This window comes from Mesorhizobium sp. LEGMi-168a (assembly GCF_058312955.1).
In genome coordinates, this window is sequence record NZ_JBZEGV010000002.1 from 406,035 (window position 1) to 421,278 (window position 15,244).

The following is a 15,244-nucleotide window of genomic DNA, read 5'->3' on the forward strand; positions in this document are numbered from 1 at the left end:
ACTAGCCGGATGTTTCGAACCTGACGGCGAAATGATGTGCGCACCCCTGCCCTGTCAAGAGCGGGGGCGTTCACCCGTCTTTCGCCGGGCGGCGGAGCCTGAGGATCAGCACGGCGGCAAGGGCGGCTGCAAGGCCGTACCAGGTGACGGCATATTGCAGGTGGTTGTTCGGCAAATCGATGATGGTGACGCCGCCGACTGGCAGGCCGCCGGGATTCGGCGTCTTGTCGGCGTCGATGAAGAACGGCACCAGCACGGCGCCGGCTGGCAGGCCCGCGGTTGAGGCCATGACGTCGCGGTCCTTCCAGTAGAAGATGTTCTTGGCGACATCGTTGTCGGGCAGCATCATCGAGGGCTTGCCCGGCAGCGGATTGCGGGCGAGCCCGGTCACCGTCACCTTGCCGGCGACATCGCCCTGCCGGCGCTTGGCCGGATCCTTGAGGTCGTAAGGAACGAAGCCGCGATTGACGAGCACGAAACGGCCGTCATCGAGCTGCAAGGGCGTGTAGACGTTGAAGCCGGTGTCGCCTTCCCAGGTCGAGAAGAAATGCCGCTCACCCTGGTGCAGGAAGGTGCCCGTCACCGTCACCGGCGTGTAATCGACATCGTGGGAGGCGGCGAACTCTCTCTCGACATCGGCCAGCGGCAGGGGCGCCGCATGGGTGCGCCGGTCGATGGTGCCGAGCAGGCCTTCCTTCCAGTGAAGGCGCTGCACCTGCCAGGTGCCGAGACCGAGGAGAATGGCGAACAGGACAAGGCCGAGCCCAAGCAGCAATGCGTTGCGCGGCCGCGAACGGCCGGCTGCCAAACTGGTCGCGTCGCTCATTGGCCGCTGTCCAGCCTGCCTTCCGCGGCTTTCTTCGAATATTGCAGAGTGATCAGCACGCCCTTGATCAGGCGCAACGCCGTCAGGCACAGCACCAGCGCCAGCGGTATCCACAAGATGAAATGCAGCCAGAGCGGCGGGCTCAGCGTCACCTCCATCCACAGCGCCAGGCCGACGACGATGAAGCCGATGATCAGGATGACGAAGACGGCCGGGCCGTCGCCGGCATCGGCAAAGGAATAGTCGAGGCCGCAATTGTAGCAGCGCTTGCCGACGGTGAGGAAGCCGGAGAACAGCTTGCCCTCGCCGCAGCGCGGGCAACGGCCGTGCAGTCCGGCCGAAACCGGGTCGATGGGCGGCCAGATCGCCCTGTCTTTGATCGCCCTGTCTTCGATGGCCTTGTCTTCGCTCATGTCCGCACCGTAGCCCCTTTCACTCAAAAAGATAAGGCGGCCACGTCGCCGCAGCCGCCCTTTTGGAATTCCGAAAGCCGTTGATTTAGTGGGCTTCGATCAACGCGCCGTTCGACGCCCAGACATAGATGCAGCTGAACAGGAACAGCCAGACCACGTCGACGAAGTGCCAGTACCAGGCGGCCGCCTCGAAGCCGAAATGCTGCTTCGGGGTGAAGTCGCCGCGTATCGCGCGCACCAGGCAGACGAACAGGAAGATGGTGCCGATGATGACATGGAAGCCGTGGAAGCCGGTCGCCATGAAGAAGGTGGCGCCGTAGATGGAATCCTTGAACGCGAACGGCGCGTGCATGTACTCGTAGGCCTGCACCATGGTGAACAGCATGCCGAGGCCGACGGTCAGCACCAGGCCGTTGATCAGGCCCTTGCGGTCGCCATGGATGAGCGAGTGGTGCGCCCAGGTCACCGTCGTGCCCGACAGGAGCAGGATGATGGTGTTGTAGAGCGGCAGGTGGAAGGGGTCGAGAACCTCCAGGCCCTTCGGCGGCCATACGCCGCCGGTGAAGGTGGTGCGGGCATATTGCGTGGCTTCGCCCGGGAACAGGCTGGCGTCGAAGAAGGCCCAGAACCAGGCGACGAAGAACATCACCTCGGAGGCGATGAACATGATCATGCCGTAGCGCAGGTGCAGCGACACGACGCGCGTGTGGTGGCCCTCATGCGCTTCCTTGATGGTGTCCGACCACCAGGCAAACATCGTATAGAGCACGATGATCAGGCCGATGAAGAACAGCCACGGATTGGCGATGTTGTGGCCGAAGACCGGGAAGTTGCCCGCCTTCAGATACTGCATCAGGCAGACGCCGCCGATGGCCGTGACCAGCGCGCCGATCGAGCCGAGGAAAGGCCAGGGGCTGGGATTGACGAGATGGTAGTCGTGGTTCGGTTTTGCGTGCGCGTCTGCCATATCAACCCCCGAGGCTTGCTTCGGAATCTGGAACTTTGTTGTTGCTGCTGCCAGCGGCCGGCGCGGACGAAGCGACCGGCTGTTTCTTCTCGACCGGGAACATCGTGTAGGACAGGGTGATGGTCTTCAAGTCCTTCAGTTCCGGCACGTTGACGATGTCTGGATCGACATAGAACACGACCGGCATGTCCAGCGTCTCGCCGGGCTTCAGCGTCGTGTCGGTGAAGCAGAAGCACTCCACCTTGTTGAAATAGGCGCCGGCCATTTCCGGCTGCACGTTGAAGGAGGCGCGGCCGGTGATCGGGCGGTCGAACTTGTTGGTCGCGCTGTAATGCGCCTGCGTGGTCTCGCCGATCTTGATCGTCACCGAGCGGGCGACGGGCTCGAACTGCCACGGAATGCCGTTGGTGTTGGCGTCGAAGCGGATGGTGATGTCACGGTCGAGCACGCGGCCGGCATATTGCTTCTCGGCGCGCTGCGTCGTGCCGCCATAGCCGGTGGCTTGGCAGAACATCTTGTAAAGGGGCACCGCCGCGTAAGCCATGCCGACCATGCCGGTGAAGAAAGCCAGGCAGACCGCCACGATGACGCGGTTGCTGTTCTTCCTGACGGGCCTGGAGGTGATCTCGCCGTTCATCGCCGCCTCACATCAAGTTCGTAGGCGTGAGGCCAGAAGCATTGTGGCCGAACTTCACGATGGTCGCGACATAGAAGATGATGACGAGCGCGGCCAGCGCCACGCCGATGGCGACCGAGCGGTTGCGCCGCGCCTTCCGCTGGCGTTCGGTCAAAGTGACCAGTTCGAGGTTCTTGTCGGCCACGATCATGCTCCCCCCGTCATGAGGGCGCGCCCGACCACGCTGTCGACGAGATAGGCGGCGAAGATTGCGAAAAGATAAAGCAGCGAATAGCCGAACAGCGCCTTGGCCGGCTTCATCGCGCGGTCGTCGTCGCTCATGCCCAGCACCTTCCAGGCATACCAGACGAAGCCCAGGCCGAGCGCCATGGAGACGATCCCGTAGGCGGCCGTGGTGTAGCCGAGCACCCAGGGCAGCACGCCCACCGGCGCGAGGATCAGCGCATAGGCAAAGATCTGACGCCGGGTCGAGGCGTGACCGGCGACGTTCGGCATCATCGGGATACCCGCGCGGGAATAGTCATCCGACTTGAACAGCGCCAGCGCCCAGAAATGCGGCGGCGTCCAGAGGAAGATGATGAGGAACAGGATCAGGCTTTCGAGACTGACCGATCCGGTCACGGCCGCCCAGCCGATCACCGGCGGAATGGCCCCGGCGGCGCCGCCGATGACGATGTTCTGCGGCGTCCAGCGCTTCAGCCACATCGTGTAGATGACGGCGTAGAAGAAGATGGTGAAGGCGAGCAGCGCCGCCGACAGCCAGTTGACCAGCACGCCAAGCGTCATCACCGACAGCACGGAGAGCACCAAGCCGAAGCTCAGCGCCTCGCCGGGCGTGACGCGGCCGGCCGGCACCGGACGGCTGGCGGTCCTCGTCATCACCGCGTCGATGTCGGCGTCATACCACATGTTGAGCGCGCCCGAGGCGCCGGCGCCGATGGCAATCGCCAGGATGGCGATCACCGCCAGCAGCGGATTGATCGCGACCGGCGCCGCGACCATGCCGACGAAGGCCGTGAAGACGACCAGCGACATGACGCGCGGCTTCAGGAGGGCGAAGAAATCGCCCGCGGTCGCTTCCGACATGTGAAAGCCCGCTTTCTCCATCAATCTGTCGTCGGCAAGGGCCATGCGTACTTAAAGTCCATCATTCCGTTGGCCAAGACCGCCGGCTGACCGGCGGCCTCGCATGCGTTGCTGCTTACTTGATCTTCGGCAGCTGTTCCCATTGGTGGAACGGCGGCGGCGAAGGCAGCTGCCATTCGAGCGTGGTGGCGCCCTCGCCCCATGGATTGGCGCCCGCGACGCGCTTCTTTTGGAACGCTTCGAACACGCCGTAGAGGAAGATCGCGACACCGACGGCCGCGATGTAGGAGCCGTAGGACGAGACCATGTTCCAGCCGGCAAAAGCATCCGGATAGTCGACGGTACGGCGCGGCATGCCGGCGAGACCGAGGAAGTGCTGCGGGAAGAAGATCAGGTTGACGCCGACGAAGGTGACCCAGAAGTGGGTGTTGGCGATCACCGGCGAGTACATGTAGCCGGTCATCTTCGGGAACCAGTAGTACCAGCCGGCGAAGATGGCGAACACCGCGCCCAGCGACAGCACGTAGTGGAAGTGTGCGATCACGAAATAGGTGTCGTGCAGCGAGCGGTCGAGACCGGCATTGGCGAGCTGAACGCCGGTGACGCCACCGATCGTGAACAGGAAGATGAAGCCCAGCGCCCACAGCATCGGCGGCTTGAAGCTGATCGAGCCGCCCCACATCGTGGCGATCCAGGAGAAGATCTTCACGCCGGTCGGCACCGCGATGACCATGGTGGCGAACACGAAATAGCGCTGCGTGTCGAGCGACAGGCCGGTGGTGTACATGTGGTGCGCCCAGACGATGAAGCCGACGGCGCCGATCGCGACCATGGCGTAGGCCATGCCGAGATAGCCGAAGACGGGCTTCTTCGAGAAGGTCGAGACGATGTGGCTGATGATGCCGAAGCCCGGCAGGATCAGGATGTACACCTCGGGGTGGCCGAAGAACCAGAACAGGTGCTGGAAGAGCAGCGGGTCGCCGCCATTGTCCGGCACGAAGAAGGAGGTGCCGAAGTTGCGGTCGGTGAGCAGCATGGTGATGCCACCAGCCAGAACCGGCAGCGACAAGAGCAGCAGGAAGGCCGTGATCAGCACCGCCCATGCAAACAGCGGCATCTTGTGCATGGTCATGCCAGGCGCGCGCATGTTGAAGATGGTGGTGATGAAGTTGATCGCGCCGAGGATCGACGAGGCGCCGGCGATGTGGATCGACAGAATCGCCAGATCCATCGCCGGGCCAGGCTGGCCGGAGGTCGAGAGCGGCGGATAGATCGTCCAGCCGCCGCCGACGCCGAAGGCGCCGGGCGCGCTCGGCACGAACATCGAGCAGAGCAGCAGGATGAAGGCCGGCGGCAGCAGCCAGAAGGAGATGTTGTTCATGCGCGGGAAGGCCATGTCCGGCGCGCCGATCATGATCGGCACCATCCAGTTGGCGAAGCCGCCGATGAGCGCCGGCATCACCATGAAGAAGATCATGATCAGGCCATGCGCGGCGCCGAAGGCATTGTACATGCTCTTGCCGCCGTCGATGGCTGCATCGCCCTGCATGCCATAGACCATCTGCGCCAGACCGCTGAATATCTGGATGCCCGGCTCCTGCAGCTCCATGCGGATGGCGACCGAAAGCGCGCCGCCGACAATGCCGGCCATGATCGCGAAGATCAGGTAGAGCGTGCCGATGTCCTTGTGGTTGGTCGAGTACACCCAGCGGACCCAGCCGTGCGGCCTATGGTCGTGGTGGTCGTGAGCTGCAGCCTCTGCCATATTCCGCTCCGTTCCCTAAATCTTGCTAACCCGCGGCGTCAGTTGCCAGCGGCCGCTACCTTGTTGGTACCATCGATCTCGGCCATCAGCGCCTTGTTGGCGGCAGGCACGTCGGTCTTGGCCGTCTCCAGCCAGGTCTTGAACTGCGCGTCGGAGACGACACGGACCGCGATCGGCATGAAGGCGTGATCCTTGCCGCAGAGCTGCGAGCACTGGCCGTAGTAGAGGCCTTCCTTCTCCGCCTTGAACCAGGTCTCGTTGGTGCGGCCGGGCACGGCGTCCATCTTGATGCCGAAGGAGGGCACGGCGAAGGAGTGGATGACGTCGGTGGCGGTGATCAGCACGCGGGTCATCGTATTGACCGGCACCACCAGCTCGTTGTCGACGGCGAGCAGCCGCGGATAAAGGTTGCGGTCTTCCTTGCCGGCCTTGGCGCGGTCACCATCCTGGAGGATCGCCGAGTTGAAGGAGAAGCTCTTGTCGACCTGGTACTCGTAATCCCAGTTCCATTGGTTGCCGATCGCCTTGACGGTGAGCTTGGCCTCCTCCTGTGGCGTGTATTGCGCGGTGAGCAGCTGGAAGGAAGGAATGGCGATGAGCAGCAGCACGATGACCGGCCCGACCGTCCAGATCACCTCGATCAGCGTGTTGTGGCTGGTCTTGGAAGGAACCGGGTTCACGCTGGCGCGAAATCTCAGGACGCAAACGGCAAGCAGTGCCAGCACCAGGACTGTGATCGGGACGACGAACCACATCGTGTAGTTCCCGAACCACTCGATCTGCCGCATCATTTCGGTCGCGGGCGCCTGGAAGGCGGTCTCCCATGGCCGCGGCTGATCCGCATAGGCGGGCACGCCGGAGAGGAGCGCGCCGGCAGCCGCGGCACCTGCCAGAAGTCCGGCGCTTGCCATGAATTTTCTCATCGCCCTCTCGTCTCCCACTTCCTGCGATCGGATCGCACCAATAACGAACGACGCCGGGATTGGGAATCCCGGTCTGTCCCTGGCTGGTTCAAACCATACTCTAATTCCCTCCGCAAGGAAGGAGCGGGCGAAACCGTGCGGCATTTTTGCGCGCAATGGGAAGGGCATCCCCGGCCATCGGGGCGGTGCGCGCCGGGCGGTCGCAATTCGGGCGAATTTGCTCTGGAAAAGCGCGTAATTGCCGGTATCTGGGCGGGCCGGCGACGGTCTCGTCCTTTACTTGGCCTTGGCGCAGCTTAAAGTGCCGTGATTCGCAATGGAGCCGTCATGACTTCCTGGCTTTCGAGACCCCTGGCGAAGGTCGTCTTCCTTGCCGCCTTGCTTGGCGCCGGCCTGAACGGCGTGGCGAGCGCCGCGCCACCTCAGACCGCCGCGCCGCCCAGCGGCACGGTCAAGTCGACGCATGGAGCGTGGTCGATCATCTGCGACACGCCGGCCGGTGCGACCTCGGAGCAATGCGTGATGATGCAGAACGTCGTCGCCGAGGACCGTCCGGAAATGGGGCTTTCGGTCGTCGTGCTGCGCACCGCCGACAACAAGGCCGAGATCCTGCGGGTGCTGGCGCCGCTCGGCGTGCTCTTGCCCAACGGGCTTGGCCTCAATGTCGACGGCAAGGACATCGGCCGCGCCTATTTCGTGCGCTGCTTCCAGGACGGCTGCTATGCGGAAGTGATCCTCGAGAAGCCGCTGCTCGACACGCTGAAGAGCGGCACCTCGGCCACCTTCATCGTCTTCCAGACACCGGAGGAAGGCATCGGCATTCCCGTCGATCTCAAGGGCTTCGCCGAAGGCTTCGCCGCCCTGCCCTGAGCTCGGCGTTGCAATCGGGTCGTCCACCGGTTCACGGCGATGACAATCGCGTGTGAATGCTGCCGATTGTCTTGACGTGCCTTCGCCCCTACATCGGGTGAAACGATGAAACCGCCAGTGGACAATCCTGCCATGAACAGCCTGATCGGCCAATTCGATATTTCCGACGACCGCGTCAAAGAGATCGTCGCCGACACCATCAAGGGCGCCGACGACGGCGAACTGTTCCTCGAATACAGCGAGAGCGAAGCGCTGATGTTCGACAACGGCCGGCTGAAGACGGCCAATTTCAACACCGACCAGGGTTTTGGCTTGCGCGCCGTCGCCGGCGAAGCCAGCGGCTATGCCCATTCCAGCGATCTTTCCGAAGCCTCGCTGCTGCGCGCGGCCGACGCCGTCTCGGCGGTCAAGGGCGGCTATTCCGGAACGCTCGCCGCGGCACCCGCCCGCACCAATCGCCACCTCTATGGCGACGAAAACCCCATCCCCTCGCCTACCTTCGAGGCCAAGGCCAAGCTGTTGCAGGAGATCGACGCCTGGCTGCGCGCCGCCGATCCGCGCGTGCGCCAGGTGACGGCTTCGCTCGCGGCCTCGTGGCAGCATGTCGAGATCGTGCGCGGCGACGGTCAGATCGTGCGCGACATCCGCCCGCTGGTCAGGATCAACGTCTCGGTGGTGGTCGGCGACGGCGACCGGCAGGAGAGCGGCTCCTACGGCATGGGCGGCCGCAAGAGCTTTGGCGAGTTCCTCACAGAAGAGAGCTGGCAGCATGCCGCGCGCGAGGCGCTGAGGCAGGCGCTGGTCAATCTCGAGGCCGTTCCGGCGCCGGCAGGCACGTTCGACATCGTGCTTTCGAGCGGCTGGCCGGGCGTGATGCTGCACGAGGCGGTCGGCCACGGGCTGGAAGGCGACTTCAACCGCAAGAAGACATCGGCCTTCGCCGGCCTGATGGGTAGCCAAGTTGCGGCAAAGGGCGTCACCGTGGTCGATGACGGCACGATCGCCGAGCGGCGCGGCTCGCTCACCGTCGACGACGAAGGCACGCCATCGGCGCGCAACGTCTTGATCGAGGACGGCAAGCTGGTCGGCTACATGCAGGACCGCCAGAACGCGCGGCTGATGGGCATGAAGGCGACCGGCAACGGCCGGCGCGAGGGCTACGCACACCAGCCGATGCCGCGCATGACCAACACCTACATGACCGCGGGCGACATGAACCCTGAGGAGATCATCGCCTCGGTCAAGAAGGGCATCTATGCCGTCTCCTTCGGTGGCGGCCAGGTCGACATCACCTCGGGAAAATTCGTGTTCGGCTGTACCGAGGCCTACATGATCGAGGACGGCAAGGTGACGCAGCCGATCAAGGGCGCGATGCTGATCGGCAACGGGCCGGACGCCATGCATCGGGTGACCATGGTCGGCAACGACATGAAGCTCGACAACGGCATCGGCATGTGCGGCAAGGCCGGACAGGGCGTGCCTGTCGGCGTCGGCCAGCCGCATCTCAGGATGAACCAGATGACGGTGGGCGGCACCAGGGTTTGAGGCTGCGGGGACGTTCTGATAGACGTTCCCCGCTATGTCCAAACTCGAAGACACGCCGGAGAGCATTCTTCCAAAGCCAGCACCGGCCTTTGCCCCAACGCGACCCGCAGATGTCTTTGGAATACTGCCGCACAGCGGCAAGCCAAAGACACCGGAAGAAATGGACGCTGGCGTCCTTGCCGAAGCGCGGCGGCGCCATGCTCGTGATTGATAGCGATCTGCAAGAGGCGTAGTGGCCTCCGTCGGGCGCGAACACGATCGTGTTAGCAAATTATTAATTGTTCAATTGCGTGGGCCGCCGTTTCCGCATTTACTGGCAGCAGTCTTCTCGTTGCGGTGGTGTTGGCATTGTTGCGTTCCCCTCACGTCCTGACCCCTTCTTTCCTCCTTGGCCTTGTTTCGTTGATCGGCGCGACGTCGCTCTCAATCGACCCGGCGGCGGCGCAGTCGACCTTGTTCAAACGGCCATCGACGCAACCTTCCGCAGATGCGGCTCGTTCCGTCGCGGTTGGAGGACGCACCAGCGTTCCCTATGGCTGGCTCGATTTCTGCGGCCGCCGGCCGAAAGAGTGCAAGGTGGCGGCTCTGCCGGCCACGAACGTCAAGCTGACCGCGCAGAACCTGCGCACCCTCAAGCGGATAAACCAGAAGGCGAACCGCGCCATCAAGCCCGTCAGCAATTACGAGCATTGGGGCACGATGATGGACCACTGGGACTATCCGGTGGACGGTAAGGGCGACTGCAAGATCTATGCGCTCTATAAGCGCAAGCTTCTCATGGCAGCGGGATTTCCCAGGCAGGCGCTGCTGATGACGGTGGTGCGCGACCTCAACAATGAGGGCCACACCATCCTGACGGTGAAGACCGACAAGGGCGATCTCGTGCTCGACAATCTGGTCGACGAGGTCAGGCCCTGGAACGCGACCGGCTATTATTTCCTGAAACGCCAGTCGCAGCAGAACCCGAACATCTGGGTGTCGATCAACCAGCGCGGCGGCACGCCGAAAACCTGACGCATGCCGCCAAGGGTTGTAGGCTGATTGGCCTGCTCCAACGCGTCGACAAGACAGGCAATCGCTCCTCGCTAAAAGCGCGTCGCGCTGAAACGGATACAGGCGACGCGCTTTTAAGTCTTTGTCTTGATGCATGTCGTTGTCCCAAAACCGCTGCAAACTTCTGGGCGACATGCATTGGTTCGCGAATTGGAAGGTCCAGCCCGAATTACGGCCTCGGCGACCGCCTACTCGTTGCAGGGCGGCTCGCCCGGATTCCCGCAGGCAAACTTCTTGTTCCTTCGCGGCGCCTGCTGCTCCGGCTGCTGCGGCAGTCGCCGCTCCTGGACCTCAGGCCTCGGTTGCGCGCGGAACTCCGGCCTCTGCCGTCTGGAGAACGCCTCGCCGTTGGGCTTTTCCTGGAACCGGCGCTGCGCGTTGTCGTTCGGCCTGTTGAAGCGCTGGACGTTGACCTCCGCGCCGCCGGAACCTTCTTCGTTCTGCAGCCTGCGGAACTTCCTTCCCTGATTCTCATCGGAGAACACGCTCGGATTGTTCCTCCTGAGCCGCTTCTGCATGCTCAGCTCGTTGTCGGCCGGCTCACCGTTGACGGTCGGCAGCCTGCGGAACTTCCTGCCCCTGTCATTCCGGCTGGCCGAGCCCTGATTCTCGTCGGAGAACACCTCCGGATTGTTCCTCCTGAGCCGCTGCCGCACGCTCGGCTCATTGTCGGTCGGCTCGCCGTTGACAGTCGGCAGCCCGCGGAACTTCCTGCCCCTGTCGCTCCGGTTGGCCGAGCCCTGATTCTCGTCGGAGAACACGTCCGGATTGTTCTTCCTGAGCCGCTGCCGCACGCTCGGCTCATTGTCGGCCGGCGCGCCGTTGACGGTCGGCAGCCTGCGGAATTTCCGGCCTTTGTTCTTTCCGCTGGCCGAGCCCTGATCACCCGGCTCGACAATGGGCTGGCCCGCCGACAAATCCTTGCGCGTCAGCTTCTTCGGTTCGCGGTTGTCCTGGCCGGACAGCGCGTTCGGATTGTTCTTCCCGAATCTTTCCTGGGCGCTCTGCCCGTTGTCGGCCGGCATGCCGTTGACGGTGGGCAGCTTACGGAATTTCTTGCCCTTCTGCTGACCGGTGCCCTGCTCTCCGGTCGCCGCGGCACCGGCATTTCCCGTCGCCTCCTGGTTGCCGCCCACAATGCCTTGCCTGACGAGCTTCCTGGATTTGTTGCCTGGCAAATTCTGGCCATTGAGCATCGGTTTGCCGTTGACGAGCGGCAGCGTTTTGCCGTCGGCTCCCGGCAAGGCGTGGTCGGTTCCAAGCCTGCGGGGGGATAGGTTCTTCGACAGCGGAGTCTCAGCACCAGGCTGCTGGCCCTGCATCACGCCCTGGCCGGGCTTCAGCGGCAAGCCGCTCTGCTCCTGATTGAACTCGGCGCGACCGGACGTGGCCGCCCTCTTCTTCAGCATGGGCGGCAGCGCGACCCTGGCCGCCAGCGTCGCGCCGGTGCCGACGGCAGCTCCGGTCATCTTCTGGCGGGTGGTGAGGCCGCCCTCGGCACCGCCGTTTGGCTGTCCGGCCTGATTGATGGTCTCGTTGTTGATCACCGTGTTGTTGATGACGGTCGCGTTGTGGATGTTGTTGAAGATGATGTTGTCCGGCGGCGACACGATGTCATGCGGCGGCCTGACCCATACGGGCACGGGCACGAAGACCGGCACCGGCAGGACGAATATCTCGACCGGTGGCCGCGGCGGCGGCAGCACGATGAAATCCGGTGGCGGTGGCGGCAGGAAGATGATTGTGATCGGCGGCGGCGGTTCGAAATCGAAGTCGGGGTCGTCGAAATAGAGCACCGGACGGTCGACATAGACGATCTCCTCCGGCGGCGGCGGCGGCACGTCATAGATAATCACGGTGAAGCTCGACGGTGGCTCGAGCACGGCGTCGAAATGCCTTAGCCGGCGGCGCGCGTCCCAGGCATGCGGTCCATGCGGATAGCGGTCCAGGTAGGACCAGTAAGCTTCCGGCGTATCCTGCATCCAGGTCTCGCGCCAGGTGATCGCCTCGCGCCGCGCTGCGATGATGGCGCGCACGCGCTTGGCCATCGGATCGTGCGGATAGGCGACGAGGAAATCCTGGTAGCCGCGCAGCGTGTCGCGATCGAGGGCCGCGACATAGGCGTCGTGAGCATCAAAGTCGCGAATCTCCCTGGTCCGGTTGGCCTGGGATTCGGCCTCGGAAACCTTGGGCGCGGGCGCATCCGGCGCGCGGTCGAAAAAGACGAAGGGCACGCTGATCTTCGAGGCGTCCCAAGGCACTTCGGCCCCTTGCGTCACTTCGTTGACGCGCAGGCGCGTACGGTCGAACACGTCTTCAAGCGGCAGGCCGCCCTCGCGCATCATCTCGGCCAGCGCCTGGGCATAGGCGCCATAAGGACCCTTGCCCTCTGGCGCGACGGTTCCCGGAGCGGCATTGAAGGCAATCAGCATGTTCGGATCGGGATCGACCAGCGCGAGGCCGCCGGCCAGCGGCTGCTTCCACTTCGGAAAGGCATTCGGCCGCGCCGCATCGAGCACTACGATGCTGACCTTCGTCGGCAGGGCCGCGAGCGGCCGGGTGAGGTCGGAGACCCGAATGGCCTGGATCGGCACATCTGCAGGATTGGCGATCTTGGCGTCGACCGGCAGGAAATAGTTCTCGCCTTCGAACTGCGCACCGTGACCGGCCAGGTAGACGAAAACGACCGCGTCAGGGCCGGCGGCCGAAACTTTGGCGAGGAAATCGCGGAAGGCGCCGCGCAGGGATTCCTGGTCCACGTCGCGCGCGCCGACCACATCAAAGCCGGCCGCCTGCAAGGTCTGTCCGATCAGGCCAGCGTCGTTGGCGGGCGTCGCGAGTTCGCCGGACTGATAAGCACCGTTGCCGATGACGAAGGCCAGCCGCTTTTCACCTTGCGCAAGCGCCCCGGTAGCGGAACCGACCGCGAATATGACGAGAACAACGACGAGTCCAAGGAATTTTCGAAGCGTCCGCATTGCAATCCGCCATCCATTCAGAATGGTAAACGCTCGAGAGGTCGAAACGTTTCCCAGACTGGGTGAATCTAAGGATGGCAAAAAGGCGGCTTTAGGGCGCAATTTCGTCGAAAGAACAGAGGCTTCACAAATTTCTGGTTGTGAACTACCGGCGTCGCCTCGGCTTCTCCAGCAGCGCGACTGCCTCGACATGCGGCGACCACAGGAACTGGTCGATCGGCGTCACGCTCTTCAGTTGATAGCCGCCGTCGAGGAGGATGCGCAGGTCCCGCGCCAGCGTCACCGGATTGCAGGAAACGGCCGCGACCAGCGGCACGTCCGAGCGGGCGATCTGCTTCGACTGGTCCTCCGCGCCGGCGCGCGGCGGATCGAAGACCAGGCCATCGAAGCTGTTCAACTCCTTGAAGGTCAGCGGCCGGCGGAAGAGGTCGCGGCGCTCGACGGTCACGCGCTTCAGGCCGCTGGCGAAACGGAAGGCGCGGTCGAGCGCCGCAAGCGCCGGCGCGTCGCCTTCCACGGCGTGCACCTCCGACTTCGCCGCGAGCCTGAGCGCGAAGCTGCCGCAACCGGCGAACAGGTCGGCTACCTTCTTTGCGCGCGAAAGGTGCTGGCAGACGAGGCCGGCCATCGTCTGCTCGGCGGCCTCGGTCGCCTGCAGGAAGGCGCCGGGCGGCACGGCGACGGCCACCGACCCGAACTGCACAACCGGCTTCTTCGGCTCGACGATGACCTCGCCGTCGACGGAAAGCCTCGCCAGGCCCTCGGCCATCACGAAATTGGAGGCGATGCGGCGCTGGTTTTCGCCGAGCTTGCCGGCATCCTGGACCGCGATATCTAGACCCGAAGCGGTGACGGTGACCGTCATGTGGAAGGCTTTCGACGTGGCGCAAACCAGATCGGCCAGCCTCCGCAAGCGATCGAGCGCGGCAACGATCACCGGCAGCGAGATCGGGCATTCCTCGATCGGGATGATCTCGGAGGAAAGTGCGCGCACGAAGCCGAGCAGCATGCCGGCCTCGGTGCGCCGGGCACTGAAGACCACGCGGCGCCGGGTGTGCGGCGCGCAAGGCACCAGCGCGTCGATTTCGCCGGTGATGCCCTTGGCCTTCAGCGCCTGCACCACTCGCTCGCGCTTCCATTTGCGATAGGCCTCGGCCTCGAAATGCTGCAGCGCGCAGCCGCCGCATTCGGTGAAATGGCGGCAGGCCGGCTCGACCCGGAGCGCGGACGCCTCCAGCACCGACATCAGCGTCGCGCGGTCCTTCTGCCGCGCGGCGGTGACCGTCTCGCCCGGCAGCGTGAACGGGATAAAAACCTCGCCGCCCTCGGCAGCGGCGATGCCGTCGCCCTGCGCGCCAAGCCTGGAGATGGTGAAACGCGCGCTCATTGCGATCCACCGTCCTTGATCGCGGCAAGCAGGAACTCGCGATTGCCGTCGCCGCCTTCGATCGGCGACGGATGCAGCCCGAGCACGCGCCAGCCAGGGATGGCGGCAAGCCAGTCGCGCAGGCCGGCGGCGATGCGCTCGGCATCGCTTGGGTCCTTGAGCAGGCCGCCCTTGCCGATCGCTTCGCGGCCGGCCTCGAATTGCGGCTTGACGAGCAGCAGCGCCCTGGCGCCTTCGCCCGCCAGGGCGAGCGCCGGCGGCAGCCCCAGTTTCAGCGAGATGAAGCTGACGTCGCAGACGAGGAAATCCGGGATACGGCCGCCGAGATCGGCAGCCTTCAGGTCGCGGGCGTTCAACCCCTCAACGACCGTCACGCGAGGGTCGCCGGCAATATCGGGATGCATCTGGCCATGGCCGACATCGATCGCCGTGACATGGGCAACGCCGCGCTCGAGCAGAACCTGGGTGAAGCCGCCGGTCGAAGCGCCGATGTCGAGCGCTTCGCTGCCTGACGGGTCGAAGTTGAAATGGTCGAGGCCGGCTATCAGCTTCAGCGCCGCGCGCGACACATAGGCCTGCGCCGGATCGTCGATGGCGACGAGGCAGTCCGGCGCGACGGACTGGCCGGGCTTGCGGGCAACAGCACCGTCGACGGTGACCGTGCCGCGCTCGATCGCGTCACGGGCGCGCGAACGGCTGGCGAACAGGCCGCGCTCGACGAGCAATTCATCGAGTCGCTGGCGCTGGCTGGCTGGCAACGGAGAATTCATCGGCCTTCATTGGCGAAAGCAGGA

At 64.3% G+C, this 15,244-nt stretch carries 14 protein-coding genes and 1 pseudogene; 4 read left to right on the forward strand and 11 right to left on the reverse strand.

Annotated features, from left to right (window positions below):
- Window positions 1-70 precede the first annotated feature (70 nt).
- From AC4FWB_RS05200 to coxB, 8 genes are all read right to left on the reverse strand, one after another.
- Complete coding sequence (locus AC4FWB_RS05200) at window positions 71-826, reverse strand: SURF1 family protein (protein ID WP_491024727.1); 756 nt, start codon at window positions 824-826, stop codon at window positions 71-73.
- Window positions 823-1,239 (reverse strand): DUF983 domain-containing protein, encoded by a 417-nt coding sequence (locus AC4FWB_RS05205; protein ID WP_491024728.1) that lies wholly within the window; start codon window positions 1,237-1,239, stop codon window positions 823-825. The genes AC4FWB_RS05200 and AC4FWB_RS05205 overlap by 4 nt, the downstream gene beginning before the upstream one ends.
- A gap of 85 nt (window positions 1,240-1,324) precedes the next feature.
- Window positions 1,325-2,206, reverse strand: a complete 882-nt coding sequence (locus AC4FWB_RS05210; protein ID WP_491024729.1) for a cytochrome c oxidase subunit 3 — start codon at window positions 2,204-2,206, stop codon at window positions 1,325-1,327.
- 1 nt (window position 2,207) lies between these two features.
- Window positions 2,208-2,843, reverse strand: coding sequence for a cytochrome c oxidase assembly protein (locus tag AC4FWB_RS05215; RefSeq protein ID WP_491024730.1), 636 nt, complete (start codon window positions 2,841-2,843; stop codon window positions 2,208-2,210).
- 7 nt (window positions 2,844-2,850) lie between these two features.
- Complete coding sequence (locus AC4FWB_RS05220; RefSeq protein ID WP_126101449.1) at window positions 2,851-3,033, reverse strand: cytochrome c oxidase system small membrane protein; 183 nt, start codon at window positions 3,031-3,033, stop codon at window positions 2,851-2,853.
- The gene (locus tag AC4FWB_RS05225; RefSeq protein ID WP_491024732.1) at window positions 3,030-3,974 is read right to left on the reverse strand and encodes a heme o synthase; all 945 of its coding nucleotides are present in this window, start codon (window positions 3,972-3,974) and stop codon (window positions 3,030-3,032) included. Before AC4FWB_RS05225 ends, AC4FWB_RS05220 begins: the two co-directional genes overlap by 4 nt.
- A 70-nt stretch (window positions 3,975-4,044) precedes the next feature.
- Window positions 4,045-5,694: a cytochrome c oxidase subunit I gene (gene ctaD / locus AC4FWB_RS05230; RefSeq protein WP_491024734.1), complete on the reverse strand. Its 1,650-nt coding sequence runs from the start codon at window positions 5,692-5,694 to the stop codon at window positions 4,045-4,047.
- 38 nt (window positions 5,695-5,732) lie between these two features.
- Window positions 5,733-6,617 carry a cytochrome c oxidase subunit II gene (gene coxB, locus AC4FWB_RS05235; RefSeq protein ID WP_491024735.1) on the reverse strand — a complete coding sequence of 295 codons (885 nt, stop codon included), beginning with the start codon at window positions 6,615-6,617 and terminating at the stop codon, window positions 5,733-5,735.
- 327 nt (window positions 6,618-6,944) lie between these two features.
- Between coxB and AC4FWB_RS05240 the strand changes: the two genes are divergently transcribed.
- From AC4FWB_RS05240 to AC4FWB_RS05255, 4 genes and pseudogenes are all read left to right on the forward strand, one after another.
- Window positions 6,945-7,487 carry an invasion associated locus B family protein gene (locus AC4FWB_RS05240; RefSeq protein ID WP_491024736.1) on the forward strand — a complete coding sequence of 181 codons (543 nt, stop codon included), beginning with the start codon at window positions 6,945-6,947 and terminating at the stop codon, window positions 7,485-7,487.
- Between the two features lie 132 nt (window positions 7,488-7,619).
- Entirely contained in the window at window positions 7,620-9,032 is a 1,413-nt protein-coding gene (tldD, locus tag AC4FWB_RS05245; RefSeq protein WP_491024854.1) for a metalloprotease TldD, read from the forward strand.
- Window positions 9,033-9,075: 43 nt separating this feature from the next.
- A pseudogene (locus tag AC4FWB_RS05250) lies at window positions 9,076-9,243 on the forward strand (AbrB/MazE/SpoVT family DNA-binding domain-containing protein); the annotation flags it as partial.
- Between the two features lie 191 nt (window positions 9,244-9,434).
- Entirely contained in the window at window positions 9,435-10,046 is a 612-nt protein-coding gene (locus AC4FWB_RS05255; RefSeq protein ID WP_491024738.1) for a transglutaminase-like cysteine peptidase, read from the forward strand.
- Between the two features lie 227 nt (window positions 10,047-10,273).
- On the opposite strand, the gene AC4FWB_RS05260 is transcribed toward AC4FWB_RS05255, so the two are convergent.
- From AC4FWB_RS05260 to AC4FWB_RS05270, 3 genes are all read right to left on the reverse strand, one after another.
- Complete coding sequence (locus tag AC4FWB_RS05260) at window positions 10,274-13,063, reverse strand: caspase family protein (protein WP_491024740.1); 2,790 nt, start codon at window positions 13,061-13,063, stop codon at window positions 10,274-10,276.
- Between the two features lie 145 nt (window positions 13,064-13,208).
- A complete protein-coding gene (locus tag AC4FWB_RS05265) occupies window positions 13,209-14,450 on the reverse strand; it encodes a class I SAM-dependent RNA methyltransferase (RefSeq protein ID WP_491024741.1) in 1,242 nt (413 codons plus the stop codon).
- Window positions 14,447-15,220 (reverse strand): TlyA family RNA methyltransferase, encoded by a 774-nt coding sequence (locus AC4FWB_RS05270; RefSeq protein WP_491024743.1) that lies wholly within the window; start codon window positions 15,218-15,220, stop codon window positions 14,447-14,449. Before AC4FWB_RS05270 ends, AC4FWB_RS05265 begins: the two co-directional genes overlap by 4 nt.
- Between the last annotated feature and the right edge of the window lie 24 nt (window positions 15,221-15,244).

Coding starts and splice junctions, on each gene's coding strand:
- AC4FWB_RS05200 (WP_491024727.1), bottom strand. CDS start 826: ATGAGCGACGCGACCAGTTTGGCAGCCGGCCGTTCGCGGCCGCGCAAC.
- AC4FWB_RS05205 (WP_491024728.1), bottom strand. CDS start 1,239: ATGAGCGAAGACAAGGCCATCGAAGACAGGGCGATCAAAGACAGGGCG.
- AC4FWB_RS05210 (WP_491024729.1), bottom strand. CDS start 2,206: ATGGCAGACGCGCACGCAAAACCGAACCACGACTACCATCTCGTCAAT.
- AC4FWB_RS05215 (WP_491024730.1), bottom strand. CDS start 2,843: ATGAACGGCGAGATCACCTCCAGGCCCGTCAGGAAGAACAGCAACCGC.
- AC4FWB_RS05220 (WP_126101449.1), bottom strand. CDS start 3,033: ATGATCGTGGCCGACAAGAACCTCGAACTGGTCACTTTGACCGAACGC.
- AC4FWB_RS05225 (WP_491024732.1), bottom strand. CDS start 3,974: ATGGCCCTTGCCGACGACAGATTGATGGAGAAAGCGGGCTTTCACATG.
- ctaD (WP_491024734.1), bottom strand. CDS start 5,694: ATGGCAGAGGCTGCAGCTCACGACCACCACGACCATAGGCCGCACGGC.
- coxB (WP_491024735.1), bottom strand. CDS start 6,617: ATGAGAAAATTCATGGCAAGCGCCGGACTTCTGGCAGGTGCCGCGGCT.
- AC4FWB_RS05240 (WP_491024736.1), top strand. CDS start 6,945: ATGACTTCCTGGCTTTCGAGACCCCTGGCGAAGGTCGTCTTCCTTGCC.
- tldD (WP_491024854.1), top strand. CDS start 7,620: ATGAACAGCCTGATCGGCCAATTCGATATTTCCGACGACCGCGTCAAA.
- AC4FWB_RS05260 (WP_491024740.1), bottom strand. CDS start 13,063: ATGCGGACGCTTCGAAAATTCCTTGGACTCGTCGTTGTTCTCGTCATA.
- AC4FWB_RS05265 (WP_491024741.1), bottom strand. CDS start 14,450: ATGAGCGCGCGTTTCACCATCTCCAGGCTTGGCGCGCAGGGCGACGGC.
- AC4FWB_RS05270 (WP_491024743.1), bottom strand. CDS start 15,220: ATGAATTCTCCGTTGCCAGCCAGCCAGCGCCAGCGACTCGATGAATTG.